This window comes from Brevibacterium linens ATCC 9172 (assembly GCF_900169165.1).
In the GTDB taxonomy this organism is placed as follows: domain Bacteria; phylum Actinomycetota; class Actinomycetes; order Actinomycetales; family Brevibacteriaceae; genus Brevibacterium; species Brevibacterium linens.
The window spans coordinates 26,828-45,693 of record NZ_FXYY01000015.1; the positions used below are offsets into that span (position 1 = coordinate 26,828).

16 protein-coding genes are annotated in these 18,866 nt (G+C 64.8%); 11 read left to right on the forward strand and 5 right to left on the reverse strand.

Going from position 1 to position 18,866, the window contains the following annotated elements:
• Nucleotides 1-66 precede the first annotated feature (66 nt).
• The 4 genes from BLIN9172_RS11840 to secA all read left to right on the forward strand — a co-directional run bounded on the left by BLIN9172_RS11840 (nt 67) and on the right by secA (nt 5,592).
• Nucleotides 67-789: a ComF family protein gene (locus BLIN9172_RS11840; protein WP_101555263.1), complete on the forward strand. Its 723-nt coding sequence runs from the start codon at nt 67-69 to the stop codon at nt 787-789.
• A gap of 66 nt (nt 790-855) precedes the next feature.
• Nucleotides 856-1,518 carry a ribosome hibernation-promoting factor, HPF/YfiA family gene (gene hpf, locus BLIN9172_RS11845; RefSeq protein ID WP_025777179.1) on the forward strand — a complete coding sequence of 221 codons (663 nt, stop codon included), beginning with the start codon at nt 856-858 and terminating at the stop codon, nt 1,516-1,518.
• Nucleotides 1,519-1,605: 87 nt separating this feature from the next.
• On the forward strand, nt 1,606-2,847 hold the full coding sequence (locus BLIN9172_RS11850; RefSeq protein ID WP_101555264.1) for a winged helix-turn-helix domain-containing protein: 1,242 nt from the start codon (nt 1,606-1,608) through the stop codon (nt 2,845-2,847).
• A gap of 54 nt (nt 2,848-2,901) precedes the next feature.
• On the forward strand, nt 2,902-5,592 hold the full coding sequence (gene secA / locus BLIN9172_RS11855; RefSeq protein ID WP_101555265.1) for a preprotein translocase subunit SecA: 2,691 nt from the start codon (nt 2,902-2,904) through the stop codon (nt 5,590-5,592).
• An 18-nt stretch (nt 5,593-5,610) separates the two neighbouring features.
• On the opposite strand, the gene BLIN9172_RS11860 is transcribed toward secA, so the two are convergent.
• The gene (locus BLIN9172_RS11860) at nt 5,611-6,081 is read right to left on the reverse strand and encodes an Rv3235 family protein (protein ID WP_025780789.1); all 471 of its coding nucleotides are present in this window, start codon (nt 6,079-6,081) and stop codon (nt 5,611-5,613) included.
• Nucleotides 6,078-6,860 (reverse strand): LysM peptidoglycan-binding domain-containing protein, encoded by a 783-nt coding sequence (locus BLIN9172_RS11865; RefSeq protein ID WP_101555266.1) that lies wholly within the window; start codon nt 6,858-6,860, stop codon nt 6,078-6,080. The genes BLIN9172_RS11860 and BLIN9172_RS11865 overlap by 4 nt, the downstream gene beginning before the upstream one ends.
• A gap of 149 nt (nt 6,861-7,009) precedes the next feature.
• On the opposite strand from BLIN9172_RS11865, the gene BLIN9172_RS11870 reads away from it, so the two are divergent.
• Nucleotides 7,010-7,525, forward strand: coding sequence for a hypothetical protein (locus BLIN9172_RS11870; protein ID WP_101555267.1), 516 nt, complete (start codon nt 7,010-7,012; stop codon nt 7,523-7,525).
• 37 nt (nt 7,526-7,562) lie between these two features.
• Here the strand turns inward: BLIN9172_RS11870 and BLIN9172_RS11875 are convergent, their stop codons facing one another.
• Nucleotides 7,563-7,784 (reverse strand): helix-turn-helix domain-containing protein, encoded by a 222-nt coding sequence (locus BLIN9172_RS11875; RefSeq protein ID WP_025780784.1) that lies wholly within the window; start codon nt 7,782-7,784, stop codon nt 7,563-7,565.
• 159 nt (nt 7,785-7,943) lie between these two features.
• On the opposite strand from BLIN9172_RS11875, the gene BLIN9172_RS17920 reads away from it, so the two are divergent.
• Genes BLIN9172_RS17920 through BLIN9172_RS11890 form a run of 3 tightly spaced genes read left to right on the forward strand, consistent with a single transcriptional unit; the run spans nt 7,944 to nt 10,370 of the window.
• Nucleotides 7,944-8,591, forward strand: coding sequence for an SAF domain-containing protein (locus BLIN9172_RS17920; protein WP_145997954.1), 648 nt, complete (start codon nt 7,944-7,946; stop codon nt 8,589-8,591).
• The gene (locus BLIN9172_RS11885) at nt 8,591-9,868 is read left to right on the forward strand and encodes a CpaE/TadZ family protein (RefSeq protein WP_180956970.1); all 1,278 of its coding nucleotides are present in this window, start codon (nt 8,591-8,593) and stop codon (nt 9,866-9,868) included. The genes BLIN9172_RS17920 and BLIN9172_RS11885 overlap by 1 nt, the downstream gene beginning before the upstream one ends.
• Nucleotides 9,869-9,878: 10 nt before the next feature.
• Nucleotides 9,879-10,370 (forward strand): DUF6912 family protein, encoded by a 492-nt coding sequence (locus BLIN9172_RS11890; protein WP_101555268.1) that lies wholly within the window; start codon nt 9,879-9,881, stop codon nt 10,368-10,370.
• A gap of 48 nt (nt 10,371-10,418) precedes the next feature.
• On the opposite strand, the gene BLIN9172_RS11895 is transcribed toward BLIN9172_RS11890, so the two are convergent.
• A complete protein-coding gene (locus tag BLIN9172_RS11895; protein ID WP_101555269.1) occupies nt 10,419-10,883 on the reverse strand; it encodes a DUF2505 family protein in 465 nt (154 codons plus the stop codon).
• A 141-nt stretch (nt 10,884-11,024) separates the two neighbouring features.
• Between BLIN9172_RS11895 and BLIN9172_RS11900 the strand changes: the two genes are divergently transcribed.
• Together BLIN9172_RS11900 and BLIN9172_RS11905 are read left to right on the forward strand one after the other, a co-directional pair.
• A complete protein-coding gene (locus BLIN9172_RS11900; RefSeq protein ID WP_240812101.1) occupies nt 11,025-15,905 on the forward strand; it encodes an NAD-glutamate dehydrogenase in 4,881 nt (1,626 codons plus the stop codon).
• A 142-nt stretch (nt 15,906-16,047) separates the two neighbouring features.
• Nucleotides 16,048-17,562 (forward strand): sensor histidine kinase, encoded by a 1,515-nt coding sequence (locus tag BLIN9172_RS11905; protein ID WP_101555271.1) that lies wholly within the window; start codon nt 16,048-16,050, stop codon nt 17,560-17,562.
• Nucleotides 17,563-17,721: 159 nt separating this feature from the next.
• Here BLIN9172_RS11905 and BLIN9172_RS11910 read toward each other — a convergent pair whose 3' ends face one another.
• Nucleotides 17,722-17,970 (reverse strand): WhiB family transcriptional regulator, encoded by a 249-nt coding sequence (locus BLIN9172_RS11910; protein ID WP_009374875.1) that lies wholly within the window; start codon nt 17,968-17,970, stop codon nt 17,722-17,724.
• Nucleotides 17,971-18,253: 283 nt separating this feature from the next.
• Here BLIN9172_RS11910 and BLIN9172_RS11915 point away from each other — a divergent pair, with 283 nt between their 5' ends.
• On the forward strand, nt 18,254-18,805 hold the full coding sequence (locus BLIN9172_RS11915; protein WP_101555272.1) for a gamma carbonic anhydrase family protein: 552 nt from the start codon (nt 18,254-18,256) through the stop codon (nt 18,803-18,805).
• Nucleotides 18,806-18,866 lie beyond the last annotated feature (61 nt).

Sequence of the window (18,866 nt, forward strand, 5' to 3'; positions counted from 1 at the left end):
GCGGAGTTCGCCCGGAGGGCAGCTGACAGCCGACTCGTGGGGGCCGGCATGGAGTAGATTGCTCCCATGGGTCTGCTCGGGGAGTTCGGCGAACTGCTCCTGCCTCGCCGGTGCGCCGGATGCGGGCGGGAGAACGTCTCGCTGTGCACCCGCTGTCTGCGGCTGCTCGGCGGGATCCCGCGGGCGATGGAACCGCGCTACGGCACGATCCCGATCGTCGGGGTCTGCGAATACAACTCGCAGATCTCGAAGATGGTCGTCGGGTACAAGGACGAGGGACGTCGGGACATCCTCGATCCCTTGGCCCTGGCGCTGACTCGGTCGATCGTCGCTGCCCTCGATCTCATCGGCTACTCGGGTGGTGCGATCCGACTCTTTCCGGCACCGAGCTCGGATCGGGCCAGGCGCCGCCGGGGCGGATCGCATACAGCGGCGCTGGCGAATCGGGCCAAGGAACTGTCACCGGAGCTGCCTCTGGAAGTCTTCGATGTGCTCGCGGCGAAGCGTTCGCGTGACCAGGTCGGACTCGGGGCGATCGAACGGGCTCGGAATGCGGAGCGGACGCAGTATCTCAACCGCAGGAGAATCGCTGAGATCCCGGAGATGCGTTGCGTATCGGGTGCCGGATCCGCGCCTGCTGATCTGCTCATCGATGACTTCTCCACCACCGGCGCAACCTTGGCAGAAAGCGCACGTCTGCTAGCATCGGTGCATATCAGACCCGCTGCAGGAGCTGTTCTCGGGCTCGGTCGCGGGGGCACTCGATTTGTCTCTCCCTTTACTGTATAACGGTGTTTACCCATCCAAGGGCATGGGATCGGATGAATCCGACGAGCGAGTCGCTAAGGACACATCATGGATATTGTTGTCAACGGCCGTCAACTGACCATCTCCGACAGCTTTCGGGCCCACATCGAGGACAAGATCGCCAAGGTCGAGCAGCTTGCCCCTCGCGCTCAGCGTGTCGAAGTGCATGTCACTCACGAGAAGAACTCCCGCCAACCCGAGACGAGCGAGCGAGTCGAGCTCACGGTTGTGGCGAAGGGGCCGGCAATTCGGGCAGAGGCCATGGCAAGCGACAAATATGCGGCACTCGATCTGGCGTGGGCGAAGCTCGTCGAACGTCTGCGGCGAGCGAGGGACCGGCACAAAGTGCCGCGATCGGGTCATCACCGCAAGGAATCCACTGCGGAGGCACTGGCGAAGATGCCGGTGGTTGAGCCGCTGATCCCCGATGCGGATGCCGATGATGCGAAACGTGATGAGGACCGCGGCGTCGATCAGACGAACGGCCGCATCAAGGCCGAAGGCGATTCGCCGGTCGTGTTGCGTGAGAAGTCCTTCACCGCCTCACCGATCGGCATCGAGGAGGCGCTGAATCGGATGGAACTCGTCGGACACGACTTCTATCTGTTCATCGACGAGGAGTCGAGCAAACCCTCCGTCGTCTACCGCCGCAAGGGCTGGAGCTACGGAGTCATCGCCCTCGACCACGAACTCGAAGAAGCCATCGACTGACCCAATTGCTACCTGACGGCGGCCCAGCAACCTCGCGCGAGGTTGCTGGGCCGCCGTCAGGTAGCAATTGGGGGATAGCGTGGGGGTATGCAGAGGATGACACGGGCCGCGGCCCGCAGGACGGCGATCGCGGCGACAGTACTGGACCGACCACGACCGGCCAAGGCCACCGCCCGACACCTCAAGAATGTCTTCGCCACCCTGGGGCTGACCCAGATCGACTCGGTCGCCCGTGTCGTCCGATCCCACTATCTGCCGTACTTCTCCCGCCTGGGCCCCTATCCGCGGGAGACCCTGGACCGGCTCTTCTACACTTCGCCGCGCATGGGCGTCGAGTACTGGGCCCACGCTGCGGCCTTCGTGCCCCCGCAGACGTGGAAGCACTTCGCCCGCGCCCACAGCGAATGGTGGCGCAACGACTTCGGACAGCGCCACCCGGAGACCGGTGAGGAATTCCGAAACCTCCAAGCCCGCGTCCTTGCCGCACTGTCCGCCCGGCCGATGTCGGCGCGGGAAGTCGCCGAGGTGGTCGACCACGATCTGCCGGAGATCCACCGCGGCCATTGGGGTTGGAATCCCAGCCAGGTGAAAGTCGCCCTCGAAGCGCTGTTCGCCGGAGGCATCATCAGCGTCGCCGGACGCAATGACCACTTCGAACGCATCTATGCCCTGACCCGCGATGTCGCACCCGAGCTGCCGCAGCTGCCTCTGACCTACGGGCCTCCGGACGATCCTGCGCTGGGACTGGACCCGAATGCGCAGCTTCCACGCGGAATCTCCGGGGTGGAGAACGATGTCGTCGGACTCACCCGCATCGCGGCACGTGCCCTGGGCATCTCCCGTCCCGAGGACATCGCCGACTACTTTCGGCAGCGGCGTGCACCGACCGACGTCGCCATCAGCGAACTCATCGACTCCGGTGAGCTGCGCGAAGTCGACGTCGAAGGCGTCCCGGCCCTGAAGTGGCACGAGGCTCGGACTCCGCGCACCGTGAACGCTCGCGCCCTGTTGGCGCCGTTCGACCCCTTGGTCTTCTACCGTCCGCGCATCGAATGGCTGTTCGACTTCCACTACCGCATCGAGATCTACACACCAGCGGCCAAACGGATCTACGGCTACTACGTCACGCCGTTCCTCCTCGGCGATCGGCTCGTCGGGCGAGTCGATCTGCACCGGGACCGCGCGGCAGGAATCTTGCGCGCTCACCAGGTGACATGGGAGCCGGGGGAGGAGCACACCGCGGAGCTCGCCGACGAGCTCATGACGATGGCCGCATGGCTGGGCCTGACCGCCGTGGACCTCGAAGGTACTCACCTGCCATTAAGCTAGGGGCTATACAGTCGTTCGAGTCGTTGTCCGGCAGACATGCCGATTAGGAGAAAAGTGGCTAATTTCCTCGAGAAGCTTCTGCGCACAGGTGAAGGCAGAACTCTGAAGAAGCTCCGCCGATACACGGATGCCATCAACCAGCTGTCTGATGAGTTCAGCGAGATGACCGACACCGAACTGCGTGAGGAAACCGGCCGGTTCAAGGAACGCTACAAGGACGGTGAGAGCCTCGACTCTCTGCTGCCCGAAGCCTTCGCCACCGTGCGCGAAGCCTCGGGCCGGACCTTGGGCATGCGACACTTCGACGTTCAGCTCATGGGCGGCGCCGCTCTGCACCTGGGCAACATCGCCGAGATGAAGACCGGTGAGGGCAAGACCCTCGTCGCCACGGCCCCGGCCTACCTCAACGCTCTCACCGGCAATCCGGTCCACATCATCACGGTCAACGACTATCTGGCCACCTATCAGTCAGAGCTGATGGGCCGTGTGTTCCGTTTCCTCGGCATGGAGACCGGCTGCATTCAGGCGAACATGCCTTCGGATCTGCGCCGCAAACAGTACGCTGCCGACATCACATACGGCACGAACAACGAATTCGGCTTCGACTACCTGCGCGATAATATGGCGTGGTCTGCCGACGAACTGGTCCAGCGCGGACATGCGTTCGCCATCGTCGATGAGGTCGACTCGATCCTCATCGACGAGGCCCGTACCCCGCTCATCATCTCCGGTCCCGCCGAAGGCGATGTGAACCGTTGGTACGGCGAATTCGCCAAGGTCGTCAAGCGCCTGAAGACCGACCGCGACTACGAAGTCGATGAGAAGAAGCGCACCGTCGGTATCCTCGAACCCGGTATCGAACGCGTCGAGGACTATCTGGGCATCGGGAATCTCTACGACGCGGAGAACACCCCGCTCATCAGCTTCCTCAACAACTCCATCCGCGCCAAGGAGCTGTTCAAGAAGGACAAGGACTACGTCGTCCTCGACGGCGAAGTCCTCATCGTCGACGAACACACCGGTCGTGTGCTCAAGGGCCGCCGCTACAACGAGGGCCTGCACCAGGCCATCGAGGCGAAGGAAGGGGTGAAGGTCCAGGCCGAGAACCAGACCCTGGCAACGATCACCCTGCAGAACTTCTTCCGTCTCTACGAGAAGCTCTCCGGAATGACCGGTACGGCCGAGACCGAGGCCGCGGAGTTCATGTCCACCTACAAGCTCGGCGTCGTCCCGATTCCGACGAACAAGCCGATGCAGCGCGTCGACCAGTCCGACTTCGTCTACAAGAACGAGGTTGCGAAGTTCGACGCTGTCGTCGACGACATCGTCGAACGCCACGAGACCGGACAGCCCGTGCTCGTCGGCACGACGAGCGTCGAGAAGAGCGAATACCTGTCGAAGAATCTGGCCAAACGCGGCGTCAAGCACGAGGTCCTCAACGCGAAGAACCACGCCCGTGAGGCGTCGATCGTGGCGATGGCCGGACGCAAGAACGCCGTCACGGTGGCCACGAACATGGCCGGACGCGGTACGGACATCATGCTCGGCGGCAACGCCGAATTCCTCGCGGTCGCGGAGATGGAACGTCGCGGCCTTGACCCGGCCGAGAACGAGGACCAGTACGAGGCCGAATGGCCGGAGGTGCTCAAGGCCGCCGAGGACAAGGTCAAGGAAGAGGCCGAAGAGGTCGTCGAACTGGGCGGACTCTACGTACTCGGCACCGAACGCCACGAGTCCCGCCGCATCGACAATCAGCTGCGCGGCCGTTCCGGCCGTCAGGGTGACCCCGGTGAATCCCGGTTCTACCTGTCGCTGACCGATGATCTCATGCGCCTGTTCGGTTCGGGAGCCGCCGAACGGATCATGGCGACGGCGAACGTGCCCGACGATGTGCCGCTGGAATCGAAGATGGTCTCACGTGCCATCCTCTCGGCGCAGTCGCAGATCGAGCAGCGCAATGCCGAACAGCGCAAGAACGTGCTCAAATACGACGATGTGCTCAACCGTCAGCGCACCGTGATCTACGACGAGCGCCGCCGGGTCCTCGACGGGGCCGACCTCGAGGAGCAGGTCGCGAACTTCCGCGAAGAAGTCATCGACGCCTACGTCGCCCAAGCGACGACGGGACCGGTCGAAGACTGGCAGATCGACGAGCTCTTCGACGCCCTCGGAAAGATCTACTCACCGTCGATCTCATCCGACGATCTCGCCGAGGAACTCGGCGGACTCGGCAACCTCACGAAGAACCGTCTCAATCAGGAGATCCAGTCCGACCTCGCCCTGTTCTATTCGCAGCGCGAAGAGGAGCTCGGAGAGGATGCCACCCGCGAACTCGAACGCCGCGTCGTCCTCTCCGTCATCGACAAGCGCTGGCGCGAACACCTCTACGAGATGGACTATCTCAAGAACGGCATCGGGCTGCGCGCCATGGCCCAGAAGGATCCGCTGGTCGAATACCAGCGGGAGGGCTTCGAGATGTTCACCACCATGCAGGACGGGATCAAGGAGGACGTCGTTCGCCTGACCAACACGCTGCAGGTTCAGGTGACGACATCGGCCGGTTCCGACGATGCCGAACCCGAGGTCGAGGTCGACGCCGAGGAGCTGCGTCACACGACTCCGAAGATGCAGCTGTCGGCTCCGTCCGAGACCGGTTCGGCCGCGGTCTCCGAAACCGACGACGACGAGGAACCGGCTGCGGCCAACCGCGCCGAACGTCGTGCGAAGAAGAAGGCCAAGAGCTGACGCCGGGCCCTCAGCGGCTCACATCGTCTGCAGCGCAGTCAGCGTCCACCGGGTGGTGAGCAGTTCCAAACGGACTGCCACCGCCCGGACGCGATTTGCGGCGGCGACGATGACCGTGACCTCGGCGATCTCGGGGCTGATCTGGCAGACGTGCGCTGTCCCCGGCTTCACCGTACGAGCGCCGGGCACGGCCGCCCGGTGCGGCGCCACCTCGGCGCGCAGCTGACATCGGTGATCGATCTTCGCCAGCAGCTCCGGTTCGACCCAGCGGGCGATCGTCTCGCTGCGTCTGACCCCGGAGAGGACCTCGAGGCAGGCAACTGCCAACGAGGTGGCCGTGGCCGCGATCCTCGCCCGGTCGTCTGCGATGTCCTGCCCCCGGGTGTGCCTGCCGACCCGGCGGGGGGACTGCGCCGTGGAGCGCGGTGTGACCTGTCGCCGAGGCGGTGCCGAAGCCTGAGGTCGGGTGAGGGTGAGCGGGGCGGTCATGTCCGGATCTCCAATCTCTGACCGGCAATGATGAGGCTCGGATCAGGGCCGATGGTGTCTTCGTTGGCGGTATAGATGTCAGTGACGAGTCGAGGGATCTCTGCAGTTGTGTCGGTCAGGTCCGCAGCGATCGACCACAGGCTCTCGCCGTGGGTCACAATATGCGTGGCGGCTGCCGAATCCGCAGGAACAGAGGAATCGTCTTTCTCGCCCGGCGGTGATGGAGGTCCATCGTCCGGAGGCGGCTCGGCAGGCCAACCGGGGTCGGGGAGGTGTGCGCGATCGGGCGCTCGTCGGTGATCCGGCGATTCGGATTCCTCTGGTGGGTCCTCGACGCCGGACCTCTCCCCACTGTCAGCGGGGGTCGGCGACCGAGTATCCGAGTCGACCGTCGGCCATCCGGGATCGGCAGGGGCGGACGAAGCGTTCGCCGACGATGTGGGTCCGGGCCCAGGGTCTGTGACCTGTGCTGCGTGAGTCGAGTGGACGGCCAGGCCGGCGGACACGATGGCAAGAACGCTCGACGCGAGTATCCGCGGCATCGCCGTGACGACCACTCCCGCCAGTGCTGACCGGACGCGGCCCGACGGGAGAAGGCGCAGCAGCAGCGCCAGCAGCGAGACGATGCCGATCCGCGAGAACAGGATCGCTCCAGTGCCGATGATGACGATGACGACGACGTCGCCGGTCGTGCTCGGTGGTGGCAATTGTGTCCACGCGATGAAGAAGGAACCGAGCAGAATCAGCCATGAACCCGCGCATGCAAGCAAGAGATACATCTAGACATCCTCCGTTGGATATTGAACATAATGATGCCGTTAGATGGCATTTGATGTCAATGGATCAACAGTAACTACATGACTGTAGTTCGATGAGTCGTCGATTCAAGTCTTGAAAGTGGACTACAGCTGGGGCAAGCTTGGCGACTATGGACGATCGCATCGATGCACTCCTGGCGGATATCGAAGCCGCCGACTCGGCGGCGCAGGCGCATGCCAGGAGGGGCGAATTCGGTGATGAGGTCGCCGGGCAGGCTGCCGAAAGGACTCTGCTCGAGCGGCTGCGAGGATCGTTGGGATCGACGGTGCAGGTGACGATGTCCGATCGCGACATCACCGGGGCCGTGTGCTTCCTCGGCCGGGACATCGTCGTCCTCGCCGGGGCCGAGGTTTCCGCAATCGCGTTCAGTGCCGTATGCGGACTCAGGGTGACCACGCGAGTGCACCGGTTCGGAGCCGGTGGGCTGGAGCGATTGGGGATGGGCTCGGCGCTGCGACGCTGGTCAGAAGCTCATGAAGAGGTGTCGATCGACGTCGCCGGGCGCTCGGGCGGTATTCGCGGACGATGTTCCCTCGTCGCAGCCGACTATGTCGAAATCTCCGGCCGGATCATTCCCTTCGCGGCGATCAGCGCCATCCACGCTCGGACGAACCCCTTCGGATGAGCGGGGTGCAATGCTGATCGGAGTCGAAGCGAGCAGGTCAGTCCTCGATGGAGCCGGTCTTGATCTGGTACTCCGTGCGCTCATACATGCGCTGGATATACGCTTCGATCTCGGACTTCTCGACACGCCACTGGCCGCGCCCGCCGACCTTGATGGCGCGGAGATCGCCGGAACGGACCAGGGCCCGAGCCTGGGCGATCGAGACATTGAGCAGCTCGGCCACATCGGTCAGCGGCAGGAAGCGACTTTCGACGGCCATGAGGTGAATTCTCCAATTCCAGATGTCCATCTGCCACCAGATGTCCATCTGCTTGTTGGTGCATTTTGCCAAAAACCTTGCTTTGGCATCGTTTGATGCTCAATATTAGCACTGAGAAACAGTTTCTGTCAGTGGAAATTCTGCGAATCTGGAGATGCAATGGAGCTCTCGAAACGTATCCGACGCCCCCGCTGGACCGATGCTCGGCTGTTGGTCGGAGCGATGCTCGTCGTCCTGGCGGTCGTCGGCACCTACCTGCTCGTCACCTCGGCGAATTCGACCACCCGGGTCTGGGCGAGCGCACACGCACTCGTGCCCGGCGAGACCCTGAGTCCGGCCGATCTCACCGTGGCAGAGGTCAACCTCGCCGATCTCGGCGAGAAGTACCTGTCTGCCGATGCCGAGCTGCCGGCGAATACAAGCGTGCGCAGCGTCGTCGCGGCAGGAGAGCTGCTGGCCGCCTCGGCGGTGGCGCCTCTGTCCGAGCTCGACGGGCGAGTCGTGGCGATCGACATCGCCGGCTCCGTGCCGAGCGTCGTCGACTCGGGCAGCCTCGTCGACGTCTGGGCGCAACCGGAGCAGAACGGGCTCGACGACGACGGAACCCCGCCCGAGCAGATCGTCGATTCCGCTCCGGTCGCTCATATCAGTCGAGACGTCGGCAGCTTCGGGGCCGGTGAGGGTGCACGCATCGAAGTGTTCGTCGGCTCCGGCGATCTGCCCGGTGTCCTCGCCGCCCTCGACGGGCGCAGCGTGCTCTCCGTCGTCGGTGCCCCGTCCGTTCCCGCAGAAGACGGCGGGCAGTGATGACACAGATCCTGCTGGCCGTCGACTTCGAATACGACCTCATCCTCTTCGAGCTGCTCAGTGAGATCGACGATGTCACGATCGTCGCCCGCCCGGCCGACGAGGTGGAGCTGCTGGCCCACTGTCGCACCGGGGGCGCCGACGTCGTCATCATCGGCCGGTACTTTCCCGGACTCGATGCCGAGGTGGTCGCAGCGATCGCGGCGTCGGAGGTGAAGGTGCTCGGCTTCGGCGATGATGAGCACGCCCTCGCGGACCTCGGCATCACCACCGTCGTCGCAACGGATGCGGATGCACCCACGATGGCCGCCGCTATCGAGGACATCCGCGCCGCCACCGTGGTACCGCCGCGGCCGGCAGCGCCTCCGGGCGCCGTCGGCGGAGCAGGAGTGATCATCACGGTATGGGGGACGGGATCGTCGCCCGGACGCACCCTCACGGCCGTCAATCTTGCCGATCAGGCCTCCCGCCAGGGCAGGCGCAGCGTCGTCGTCGATGCCGACACGGTTTCGGGCATGGTCGCGTCCACGCTCGGGCTGACAGAGGAATCCTCTCACCTGGCCAGTCTCTGCCGGTCGCAGACGGACCCGTCGGGACGTGGGCACCAGCATTCGGTCCCGCATGCGGTGATCCGTGAGAACTTCCACGTTGTCACGGGGCTCACACGACCTGAGCGGTGGCCCGAGATCCGCGCCTCCGTCCTGGAGGCGGTGCTGCAGCGCTTGGCCACAGCCTACGAGGTGGTCATCGTCGACATCAGCGATCGGATCGATCCCGATGATGACCTCGCCGATCCCTTCTATGACCGGCACTGCGCCACCCGCGCCGCGCTCGAGGTCGCCGATATCGTCCTCATCCTCGCCGCCGGAGAGCCGATCGGTCTGCAGCGGCTGGTCAAACTCCTCGGCACGCCGCGGGCCGAGTCGGTGCGGGAGAAGATGAGGCTGGTGATCACGAAGGTGCGGGCGGGTGCGGTCGGACATCCTGCGGAGACGCGGATCAGAGAAGTCCTCGACCGCTTCGTCCGCATCACCCCTGACTTCCTGCTCTCGGACGACCGCTCCACCGCAGACGCCGCGATGCTCGCGGGCCATACCTTGCACGAGCAGAACCCCAGATCCGTCCTCGTCGGTGACTTGGCCGCGATGATGGACGAGCTCCTGCCTGGCCGGCGCCGCTCCCGCCGATCGCCGGGAGGCCGCGAACGTCGCGGCGCAGGTCGTCGCGGACGCACACAGAAAGCACGGGTGAGCCAGGTGGGCGGACCGCGGGACTAGGATGAGGGGCATGGCCATTCGCTGCTATATTCCCACCACCCTGACCGCGCTGCGTTCGACGCTGACGGATGTCCGCGGCGTCGCCCCCGATGCGCACGGGCGCAGCCTGCGCGGCGAGGAGTTCGAAGCCGCCGAATTCGATGCCATGTGCATCGCCGCCGCCCTGGCCGCGAACGCGGCATTCGATCCCGCTGGTACCGTCACGGCTGACACCGAATCAACCGCCGAGGCGACTCCCGCCCGCCGTGTGGTCGTGGCCTATGACGCCCCCGAGTCGAGCCCGACCGAACCGCTGACCGACGGCTTCGATCTCATCACCGTCGCCGAGGTCGATATGGCCCGGGCAGCCAGCTTCCACCTCGACGAAGACATCGTCTGGGACGAAGCGGTGCAACGTGGGCAGGAGAGCGGCGCGGGTGCAGCCGAGGACCACCTCGGTGCCTCCGATCTGCTGTGGTATGACGCCTCGGAACTCGAACAGCTGCTCGGCGACGCGAACTGAGGCGGTCGCACCCCGAACGATTCCGAGGCCTCAGGCGATTTCGAGGCCTCAGGCGGATTCGAAGCGGTGCAGCCGGTCGCTCAGTCGCTTCTGCAGGATCGGGACCACAGCCTGTTCGATCATCGCCCCGAACATCGGGATCGACGAGCTGATCTCTGCATGTGCGGCCAGCTTCGTGACCGCCTCGTCCTCGCGCAGCTCGAGGACCGCATCGATCTCGACGGGAACGCCCGCGGCACGTGCGGTCATGCGGATCTCGGCCTCGTCGCCGAGGACATCCCCGGGAATCATGTACACCTCGACCAGCACGGTGTTCTCCGGAAGCCTGGAGGCCAGTGCCTCCGGCAGCTCGGCCTTGGGCATCGGGGTCCGCACGGTCATCTCGGTGTCGGGGTCCATGTATTCGGCACCGGCCTGGGAGCCGAGCTTCTCCCACACGCCGGGATCGGCGAGTTTGGCCAGGAATGTCGACAGATCAACCGAGTATTCATGATTGAGAGTCAGAGATCGCATAGCTCCAGTTTGCCAGCGAATGAACGGTACACCACCGTATGCGCCTCGGCGTGCCTTTCTCGATATTTGGGCATAGTGTGGGGAATGACGATTCGACGTCGAATCGCATGACGAATGCTCGTTGATCATAGAGGTGAAACAGTGACTCAGGTCTCAATTTCGGACGTTGCAGAAGAGTGGAGGAAGCAGAGGGGACAGTCGGCTCCCGAGAACTTCCTCGAAGCGTACTATCCGCGGTTCGAAACAGGGGCCAACGACCCCGAGGCGTATGCGGCCGCGGCTGCCCGTCATTTCACGCTCGGCACCGAATACGACGGTCGCTCGCCGGCGATCGCCATCTACAATCCGAGTGTCGACTCGCCGGAATTCCGCGACAACCACACGGTCATCGCCATCGTGCTCGCCGATATGCCCCATCTCGTGTCCTCGATCGTCAGCGACCTCGCCGCCAACGGCAGAGCGATCCGCCGCGTCCATCACCCGATCATCACGGTCACCGGAACCGGCCCGGGGGAGAAGATCCTCTCTCCCGCCGAGGCTCCCGCGCTCAGTGCGGACACGGCGAGCATTCCGACGGTTTCCGAGGCTTCTGCCGACAGCACGGACGGTGCCCCGCAGCAGCAGTCCTGGATCCGCCTCGAGATCGACCGCATCTCAGAGGACGACTTCGACGCACTCGAAGAGAGCCTGCGCGGAGTACTGGACTATGTGGCCGCGGCGGCCCGCGACGCCCAGGCGATGGCCGCGAAGGCCAAGGACATCGCCGCCGAGCTGAGTGCACACCCGCCGCGTCCGGAACTGGCTTCCGAGGCCGAATCCGCCGCCGCCCTGCTCACCTGGCTCGACGGTCACTTCACCTTCCTCGGCTACCGCGAATACGACTACACCCACGACGCCGAGCACAGCAGCCTCGAACCGATCGAGGACACCTCGATGGGCATCTCGGCCCTGCGCCCCCTCGTGAAGTCACCGCTCAGCCGGGCCGTCGCCGACAAGGCCCTGGAACCGCATGTGCTGGTGCTGACGAAGGCGAACTCTCGCTCCAGGGTCATCCGGTCCTCCTTCATGGACTACATCGGCGTGAAGACCTTCGCCGCCGACGGCGAGATCGTCGGCGAACGCCGCTTCGTCGGCGTGTTCAAACCCGAGTTCTACAACGACAGCGTCCTCAACATCCCCGTCATCAACCGCAAGGTCGCGAAGATCCTCTCGGCCAGCGGATTCCCCACCGGATCCCATTCGGCCAACGAGCTCCTCGGAGTCCTCGAGAACTACCCCCGCGAGGATCTGCTGCATGAGGACACCGAGGAGATCTACGACGTCGTCATGGAGATCGTCGACATGCAGGAGCGCCGGGAATCGCGTGTGTTCGTCCGCACCGACCCGTACCAGCGCTTCGTCTCGGTCATTCTCTATCTTCCGCGCGACCTCTACAACACCGACGCTCGTGTGCGCGTGCAGGAAGTGCTGCGCAGGTTCTACAACGCCGACAGCGTCGACTTCGATGTGCTGCTGAGCGAATCGGCGCTGGCCCGCATCCACTTCGTGGCCCGCGTCGCACGGGACTCCGAGCTGCCGCAGATCCGCGCCGATGAGGTCGAATCGCGCATCGTCGGAGCCGTGCGCTCCTGGTCAGAGGACGTCCACGCGTTCCTCGTTCCCGCCGAATCCGGCGACACCGGGGCCTCACATGCCCGGGCCGACCTGTGGTCGAAGTCGTTCCCTCCCAGCTACGGCGAACACCACACCCCCGCCGAGGCGGTCGCCGACGTCGGTCGGTTCGAGGCCCTCGAGGCCGGTGACGGTCCGGCAGTGCGCCTCTACCGTCCCGACCAGAACTCCGACGCCTCCGTCCGCCTCGTCCTCTACCGCCGAGACCGGGTCAGCCTGTCCGAGGTCCTGCCCTTCCTCACGGCCTTCGGCGCCGACGTCGTCGACGAACGTCCCCACGAGCTCGACCTCGCGGACGGAACGCATCGGTACATCTACGACTTCGGACTCAGCTTCTCCGAAGAGTTGGCCGATGACGACTACGACCGCATCGCAGAGGCCTTCATGGCCGGCTGGGACGGTAAGAAGGAAGCGGGAGTATTCGACCGCCTCGTCGTCGCCGGACTCTCCTGGAAGCATGTGACGATCATCCGCGCCCTGGGCAAATACCTGCGCCAGGCAGGCTTCACCTATTCCGACGCCTACGTCGGCGAGGTCTACAGCGACAATCCGCAGATCTCGAAGCTGCTCGTCGACTACTTCTCCGCCAAGTTCGATCCGGACGTCGACGATGCCGGACGCGAAACGGCGATGACCGAGCTCGACGACTCCATCGAGTCCTCGCTCAGCGAGGTCGCCAGCCTCGACGCCGACCGAGTGCTGCGCTCCTCACTCGAGCTGCTGCGGGCGACGCTGCGCACGAACTACTACATCGACGAATCCGGTGCCCTGCCGACGGCACTGGTGCTCAAGATCCGGCCCGACGAACTCAGCTTCGTACCGAAGCCGAAGCCGGCGCTCGAGATGTGGGTGTACTCCCCGCAGGTCGAAGGCGTGCACCTGCGTTTCGGCACCGTCGCGCGCGGCGGCCTGCGCTGGTCGGATCGTCGCGACGACTTCCGCACCGAGGTGCTCGGCCTCGTCAAGGCGCAGATGGTCAAGAACGCCCTGATCGTGCCCACCGGCGCCAAGGGCGGGTTCTTCCCCAAACAGCTGCCGTCGATGAGCGATCGGGACGCCTGGATGGCCGCCGGCCAGGCCGCCTACGAGGTGTTCATCGAAAGCATGCTCGAGGTCTCGGACAACCTCACCTACGGCACCGATGACTCCAGCGTCGTCGTCCATCCCGAGCGCGTCGTCCGCCACGACGGCGACGACTACTACCTCGTCGTCGCCGCGGACAAGGGCACGGCACGGTTCTCCGATGTGGCCAACGCGATCGCCGAACGCCGCGGATTCTGGCTCGGCGACGCCTTCGCCTCGGGAGGATCGGTCGGCTACGACCACAAGGCGATGGCCATCACCTCCCGGGGTGCGTGGAAGTCCGTCGAACGCCACTTCCGCGAACTCGGCCTCAACACCGCCGCCGAGGACTTCACAGTCGTGGGCATCGGCGATATGAGCGGCGACGTCTTCGGCAACGGAATGCTGCGCAGCGATCACATCTGTCTGGTCGCGGCCTTCGACCACCGGGACATCTTCCTCGATCCGCACCCCGACGCCGCACGCAGCTTCGTCGAGCGCCAGCGTCTGTTCGACCTGCCGCGCTCGAGTTGGCAGGACTACGACCGGGAGCTCATCTCCGCAGGCGGCGGAGTCTTCTCCCGCTCGGCGAAGTCGATCGACCTCAGCAGTGAGGCCGCCACGGTGCTCGGAGTCGAACCCGGAAAGCGCAGCCCGGCCGATCTCATGTCCGAGATCCTGGGGGCACCCGTCGACCTCGTCTACAACGGCGGAATCGGCACCTATATCAAGGCCTCGACCGAGAGCCATGCCGATGTCGGCGACAAGTCCAATGACGCGATCCGGATCGACGGCGCCGAGGTGCGGGCACGCGTGATCGGCGAGGGCGGCAACCTCGGTGTGACCCAGTTGGGGCGTGTCGAGGCTGCGCTGAGCGGCGTCGAGGTCAACACCGATGCCGTCGACAACTCTGCCGGCGTCGACAGCTCCGACCATGAGGTCAACATCAAGCTGCTCCTGCGCACGCTCGTGCACAAGGGGGCCTTCGCCGCCGAGGAGCGGGAACAGGTCCTGCACTCGTTCACCGACCAGGTCGCCGACCGCGTGTTGGCGAACAACTACTCGCAGAACGTCGTCCTCGGTGAGGCTCGGGCCCAGACCGAATCGATGTCGGGAACGTACGGTCGGCTGCTGAACTACCTGGAGAAGAACGCCGACCTCGATCGTGCGGTCGAATTCCTGCCGAACGCCGAGGAACTGGCCAAACGCGAGTTCAGCTCCTACGTGTCACCCGAACTCGCCGTGCTCTTGGCCTATGTGAAGATGCACGCCGCCGATGAGGTCCTTGCGAGCACCGTGCCGGACGAGACGTGGATGCGTCGCGAACTCGTGTCCTACTTCCCGGAGGCCCTGCAGGAGAAGTACGGTGAGCTCATCCCCGAACACCCGCTGCACCGTGAGATCGCGACGGCGAAGCTCGTCAACCGGCTCGTCGACCGTGGCGGACTGACCTACATCTACCGGATGCTGGAAGAGACCCCGGCTTCGGTGCCGCAGATCGCACGCGTGTTCGTCGTGGTCTCCGAGATCTTCGGCCTCGACGACTTCTTCGACGCGGTGTGCGCGCTCGACAATCAGGTGCCGACCGAGGTGCAGGTGAAGCTCCAGCACGACTATGTGCGGCTGCTCGATCGGTCGTCGCGTTGGCTCGTGCAGCAGGCACCGGACAGTCTCGACGTCGATTCCGGCATCGAGATGTACGGCAAGGTCGTCGAGGCTCTGCGCTCCAGGGTTCCGGAACTCGTCGACGGCTACGATGCCGAGACCATGCGGGCGAAGGCCCAGAGCTACATCGACGAAGGTGTGCCGAGCGAACTCGCCTGGCGCTCGGCTGCTCTCCTCGACGAGTTCGTGCTGCTCGACATCACCCAGCTGGCTGCCCGGGCGAACGAATCCGCCGAGGATGTCGCCGAGGTCTACTACGCCGTGAACGAACGCTTCTCCGGTTCGGAGATCCTGACCCTCATCGGTGAGCTCGACCGCAGCGATCGGTGGTCGGCTCTGGCCCGCGGATCGATGCGTGACGACTACTACGCCGCGATCCTGTCGGTGACCGGAACGGTCTTGGCCGCCACGGATTCGCCGATCTCAGGAACCCCGGACGAGCGGGCGAAGCAGCGGCTGGCGGAATGGCTCGAACGCAACGAGACGGTCGTCGGCCGGGTGCTGGAGACGACGGAGACGATCCTCGGACTCGACACGGTCACGCAGGCACCGCTGTCGGTGCTGCTGCGCTCCCTGCGGTCGATGGTCCGCTCCTCGGCGTGGGAGAGCGAACACAACGGCTGACGCTGGTTCCGGTCGTCGTCCGGACGGCACGGCCTCGGCGCGTGAGAACGCAGACCGATTCAGTGGTAGCGTCTGAACATCGACATCTCAGCAGATCCGCGGTTCTCCCGGGTCTGCTGATCTCACCTGGGAGGAACGTATCGTGCTCAACGAACTGCTGGCGGCCGAGGGCCTCACGGATGAGTCGGACGTCGAACACATCCATCTGCTCGTCGGGGACTGGCAGCTGCTGGCCGACCTCTCCTTCGCCGACCTCGTGCTGTGGGTGCCGTCGCCCAACGGCGCCTATACGGTGTTGGCCCATGCGCGATCGACGACCGGAGCGACACTGTTCAATCGGGACCTCATCGGAGCGCGAGCGACCGGTCTCGAGAAGGAGCTGCTCGACCGGGCCAGCAGCACCCGCAGCTATGTCACCCACGTCGCGGCAGCCCGAGAGATGGGAATCAGCGCCGGATCCTCCGGCGTCGATATCCTCGCCGAGGCGGTGCCGATCATCCGTGACGGTGAGGCCATGGCGCTCGTCGTCCGGTACTCCGAAGAGGTCCGGCGCAGAGGTTCGTCCCGGTTGGAGAAGTACTACCGGGAAACGGCGATGGCCCTGATGCGGATGATCGTGCAGGGAACGTTCCCCGACCGCGACGCCCCGTCCGGAGCTCGGCACGGCGAACCTCGAGTCGGTGACGGCATCTTCATCCTCGACCGCGATTCGCATGTGCAGTACGCGTCCCCGAACGCCGTATCGCTGATGCACCGGCTCGGCTACGGAGGAGAGATCGAAGGCAGCTACCTCTCGGCAGTGGTCTCGAACCTCAGCGCAGATCTGCGGCAGGTCGACGAGACCCTCCCGCTGGTGCTCACCGGACGGGCCCCGTGGCGGACCGAACTCGAAGTCGGGCGCACAAGTGTGTCCCTGCGCGCGATTCCCCTGACGGATGAGGGGGAGCGCACCGGTGCCATCGTGCTGGCCCGTGACGTCTCCGAGATCCGACGCCGCAAGCGGGAGCTGCTCTCGCGCGACGCGATGATCAAGGAGATGCACCACAGGGTGAAGAACAATCTGCAGACCGTCTCCGCACTGCTGCGGCTGCAGACCCGCCGGATCGACAGCCCCGAGGCCAAAGGCGCGCTGACCGAGGCGATGCGCCGCGTCTCGATCATCGCCGTGGTCCATGACGTGCTCAGCCAAGGCGTCGAATCCGAAGTGGACTTCGACGAAGTCGTCGACAAGGGGCTGCGTCTGACGCCCGAGCTGACCAGCCCGCTCGTGCACATCGAACTCAAACGCCGCGGAAGCTTCGGCACCATCTCCTCAGCCGATGCCACCTCCTTGGCCCTGGCCATCACGGAGCTGATCACGAACGCGATCGAACACGGATTCCCCACCGAGAACCTCGAGGGCCTGGAACCGGGGGAGACGCTCAACGGCCACGTGTGGGTGACTCCTGAGCGCAACGGCGACCATCTGAGTGTGACGATCGCCGATGACGGCATCGGGCTGGGGGAGACGCAGAACCCGGGCAACGGTCTGGGTACGCAGATCGTGCGCACCCTGGTCTCCGCCGATCTGGCCGGATCGATCCAATGGGAGGCACGCGAAGGCGGCGGAACCGTCGCCGTCCTCGATGTGCCGCTGCGCCCGGACTCCTACGACTGAGCCGCACACGACTGACTGAGCCGCACACGACTGAGTCCCTTGTCCCGACGACGATCATTCGTCGTCGGGACAAGGGACTCAGTCTTCGATGAAGTGGTGCTGGGTGATTCGGTGCGGGTTTCGGCAGCTTCAGGGACTGCCTCCCAGCTTGCCGGCGTCTCAGCCGGCGCGGCGGGCGCGAGCTGCGCGCCGCTTGAGAGCGCGACGTTCGTCTTCGCTCAGACCGCCCCAGACTCCGGCATCCTGACCGGACTCGAGGGCCCATTGCAGGCAGGTCTCTGCGACTTCACAGCGGCGACAGACAGTCTTTGCTTCCTCAATCTGGAGCAGCGCGGGTCCGGTGTTGCCGATCGGGAAGAAGAGCTCCGGATCCTCATTGAGGCATGCTGCACGGTGTCGCCAATCCATGGTGACCTTTCGACGAATTCAGTGAACGCGGTTGATCACACCCGAATTCCGGGCGTGCAACTCTCACAGTCAAGGTTCACATAACGCAATTGGGCGCACAAGGGTCCGGCAGTGTGAAATTTCTGACAAGAATTTTGACCATTGTCCTGCTATGAGGGCGATCGCGCAAATCGGTCCGCAATTCGTCCCTTCGCCCCTGGGGCGGCGTCTCCCCTTAGACTGTCAGGCACATGCAGACTGCAGATGAATGCAGACAGACATCTCGTGAACCGATGGAGGAATCATGACCAACGATCTCGCCGGCGCCCGCATCGTCTCCGTGGGCGGTCACACACCGCAGGTCGATCCGGACGCATTCGTCGCAGCCGGTGCCACCCTCGTCGGTGATGTGCATGTGAAGAAGGGAGCGAGCGTCTTCTACGGCTGTGTGCTGCGCGCCGAGGCCGCTCCGATCACGATCGGTCAGGACTCGAATGTCCAGGACAACACCGTCATGCACACCGACGCCGGCAAACCCGTCGTCATCGGTGCCCGGGTCTCCATCGGCCACCAAGCTCTCGTGCACGGTGCCGTCGTCGACGACGACGTGCTCATCGGAATGCACTCCACTGTGCTCAACGACGCCCATATCGGCAGCGAGTCCCTCATCGCCGCGGGCGCGGTCGTCCTCGAAGGCACACAGATTCCGGCACGGTCCCTGGTCGCCGGTGTTCCCGCGAAGGTGCGTCGGGAGATGACCGACGAAGGAGCGGAGAAGGTCCGGCAGAACGCCCAGTCCTATGTGCACCTGTCGACCCTGCACAAGGACACCGCCGAGGTAGTCGATCCGGGCTGACCGGACCGATCCCGAGTCGACCCGGCGGGGCCGTTCGCAAGCGTCGTGGCGATTTGAGACA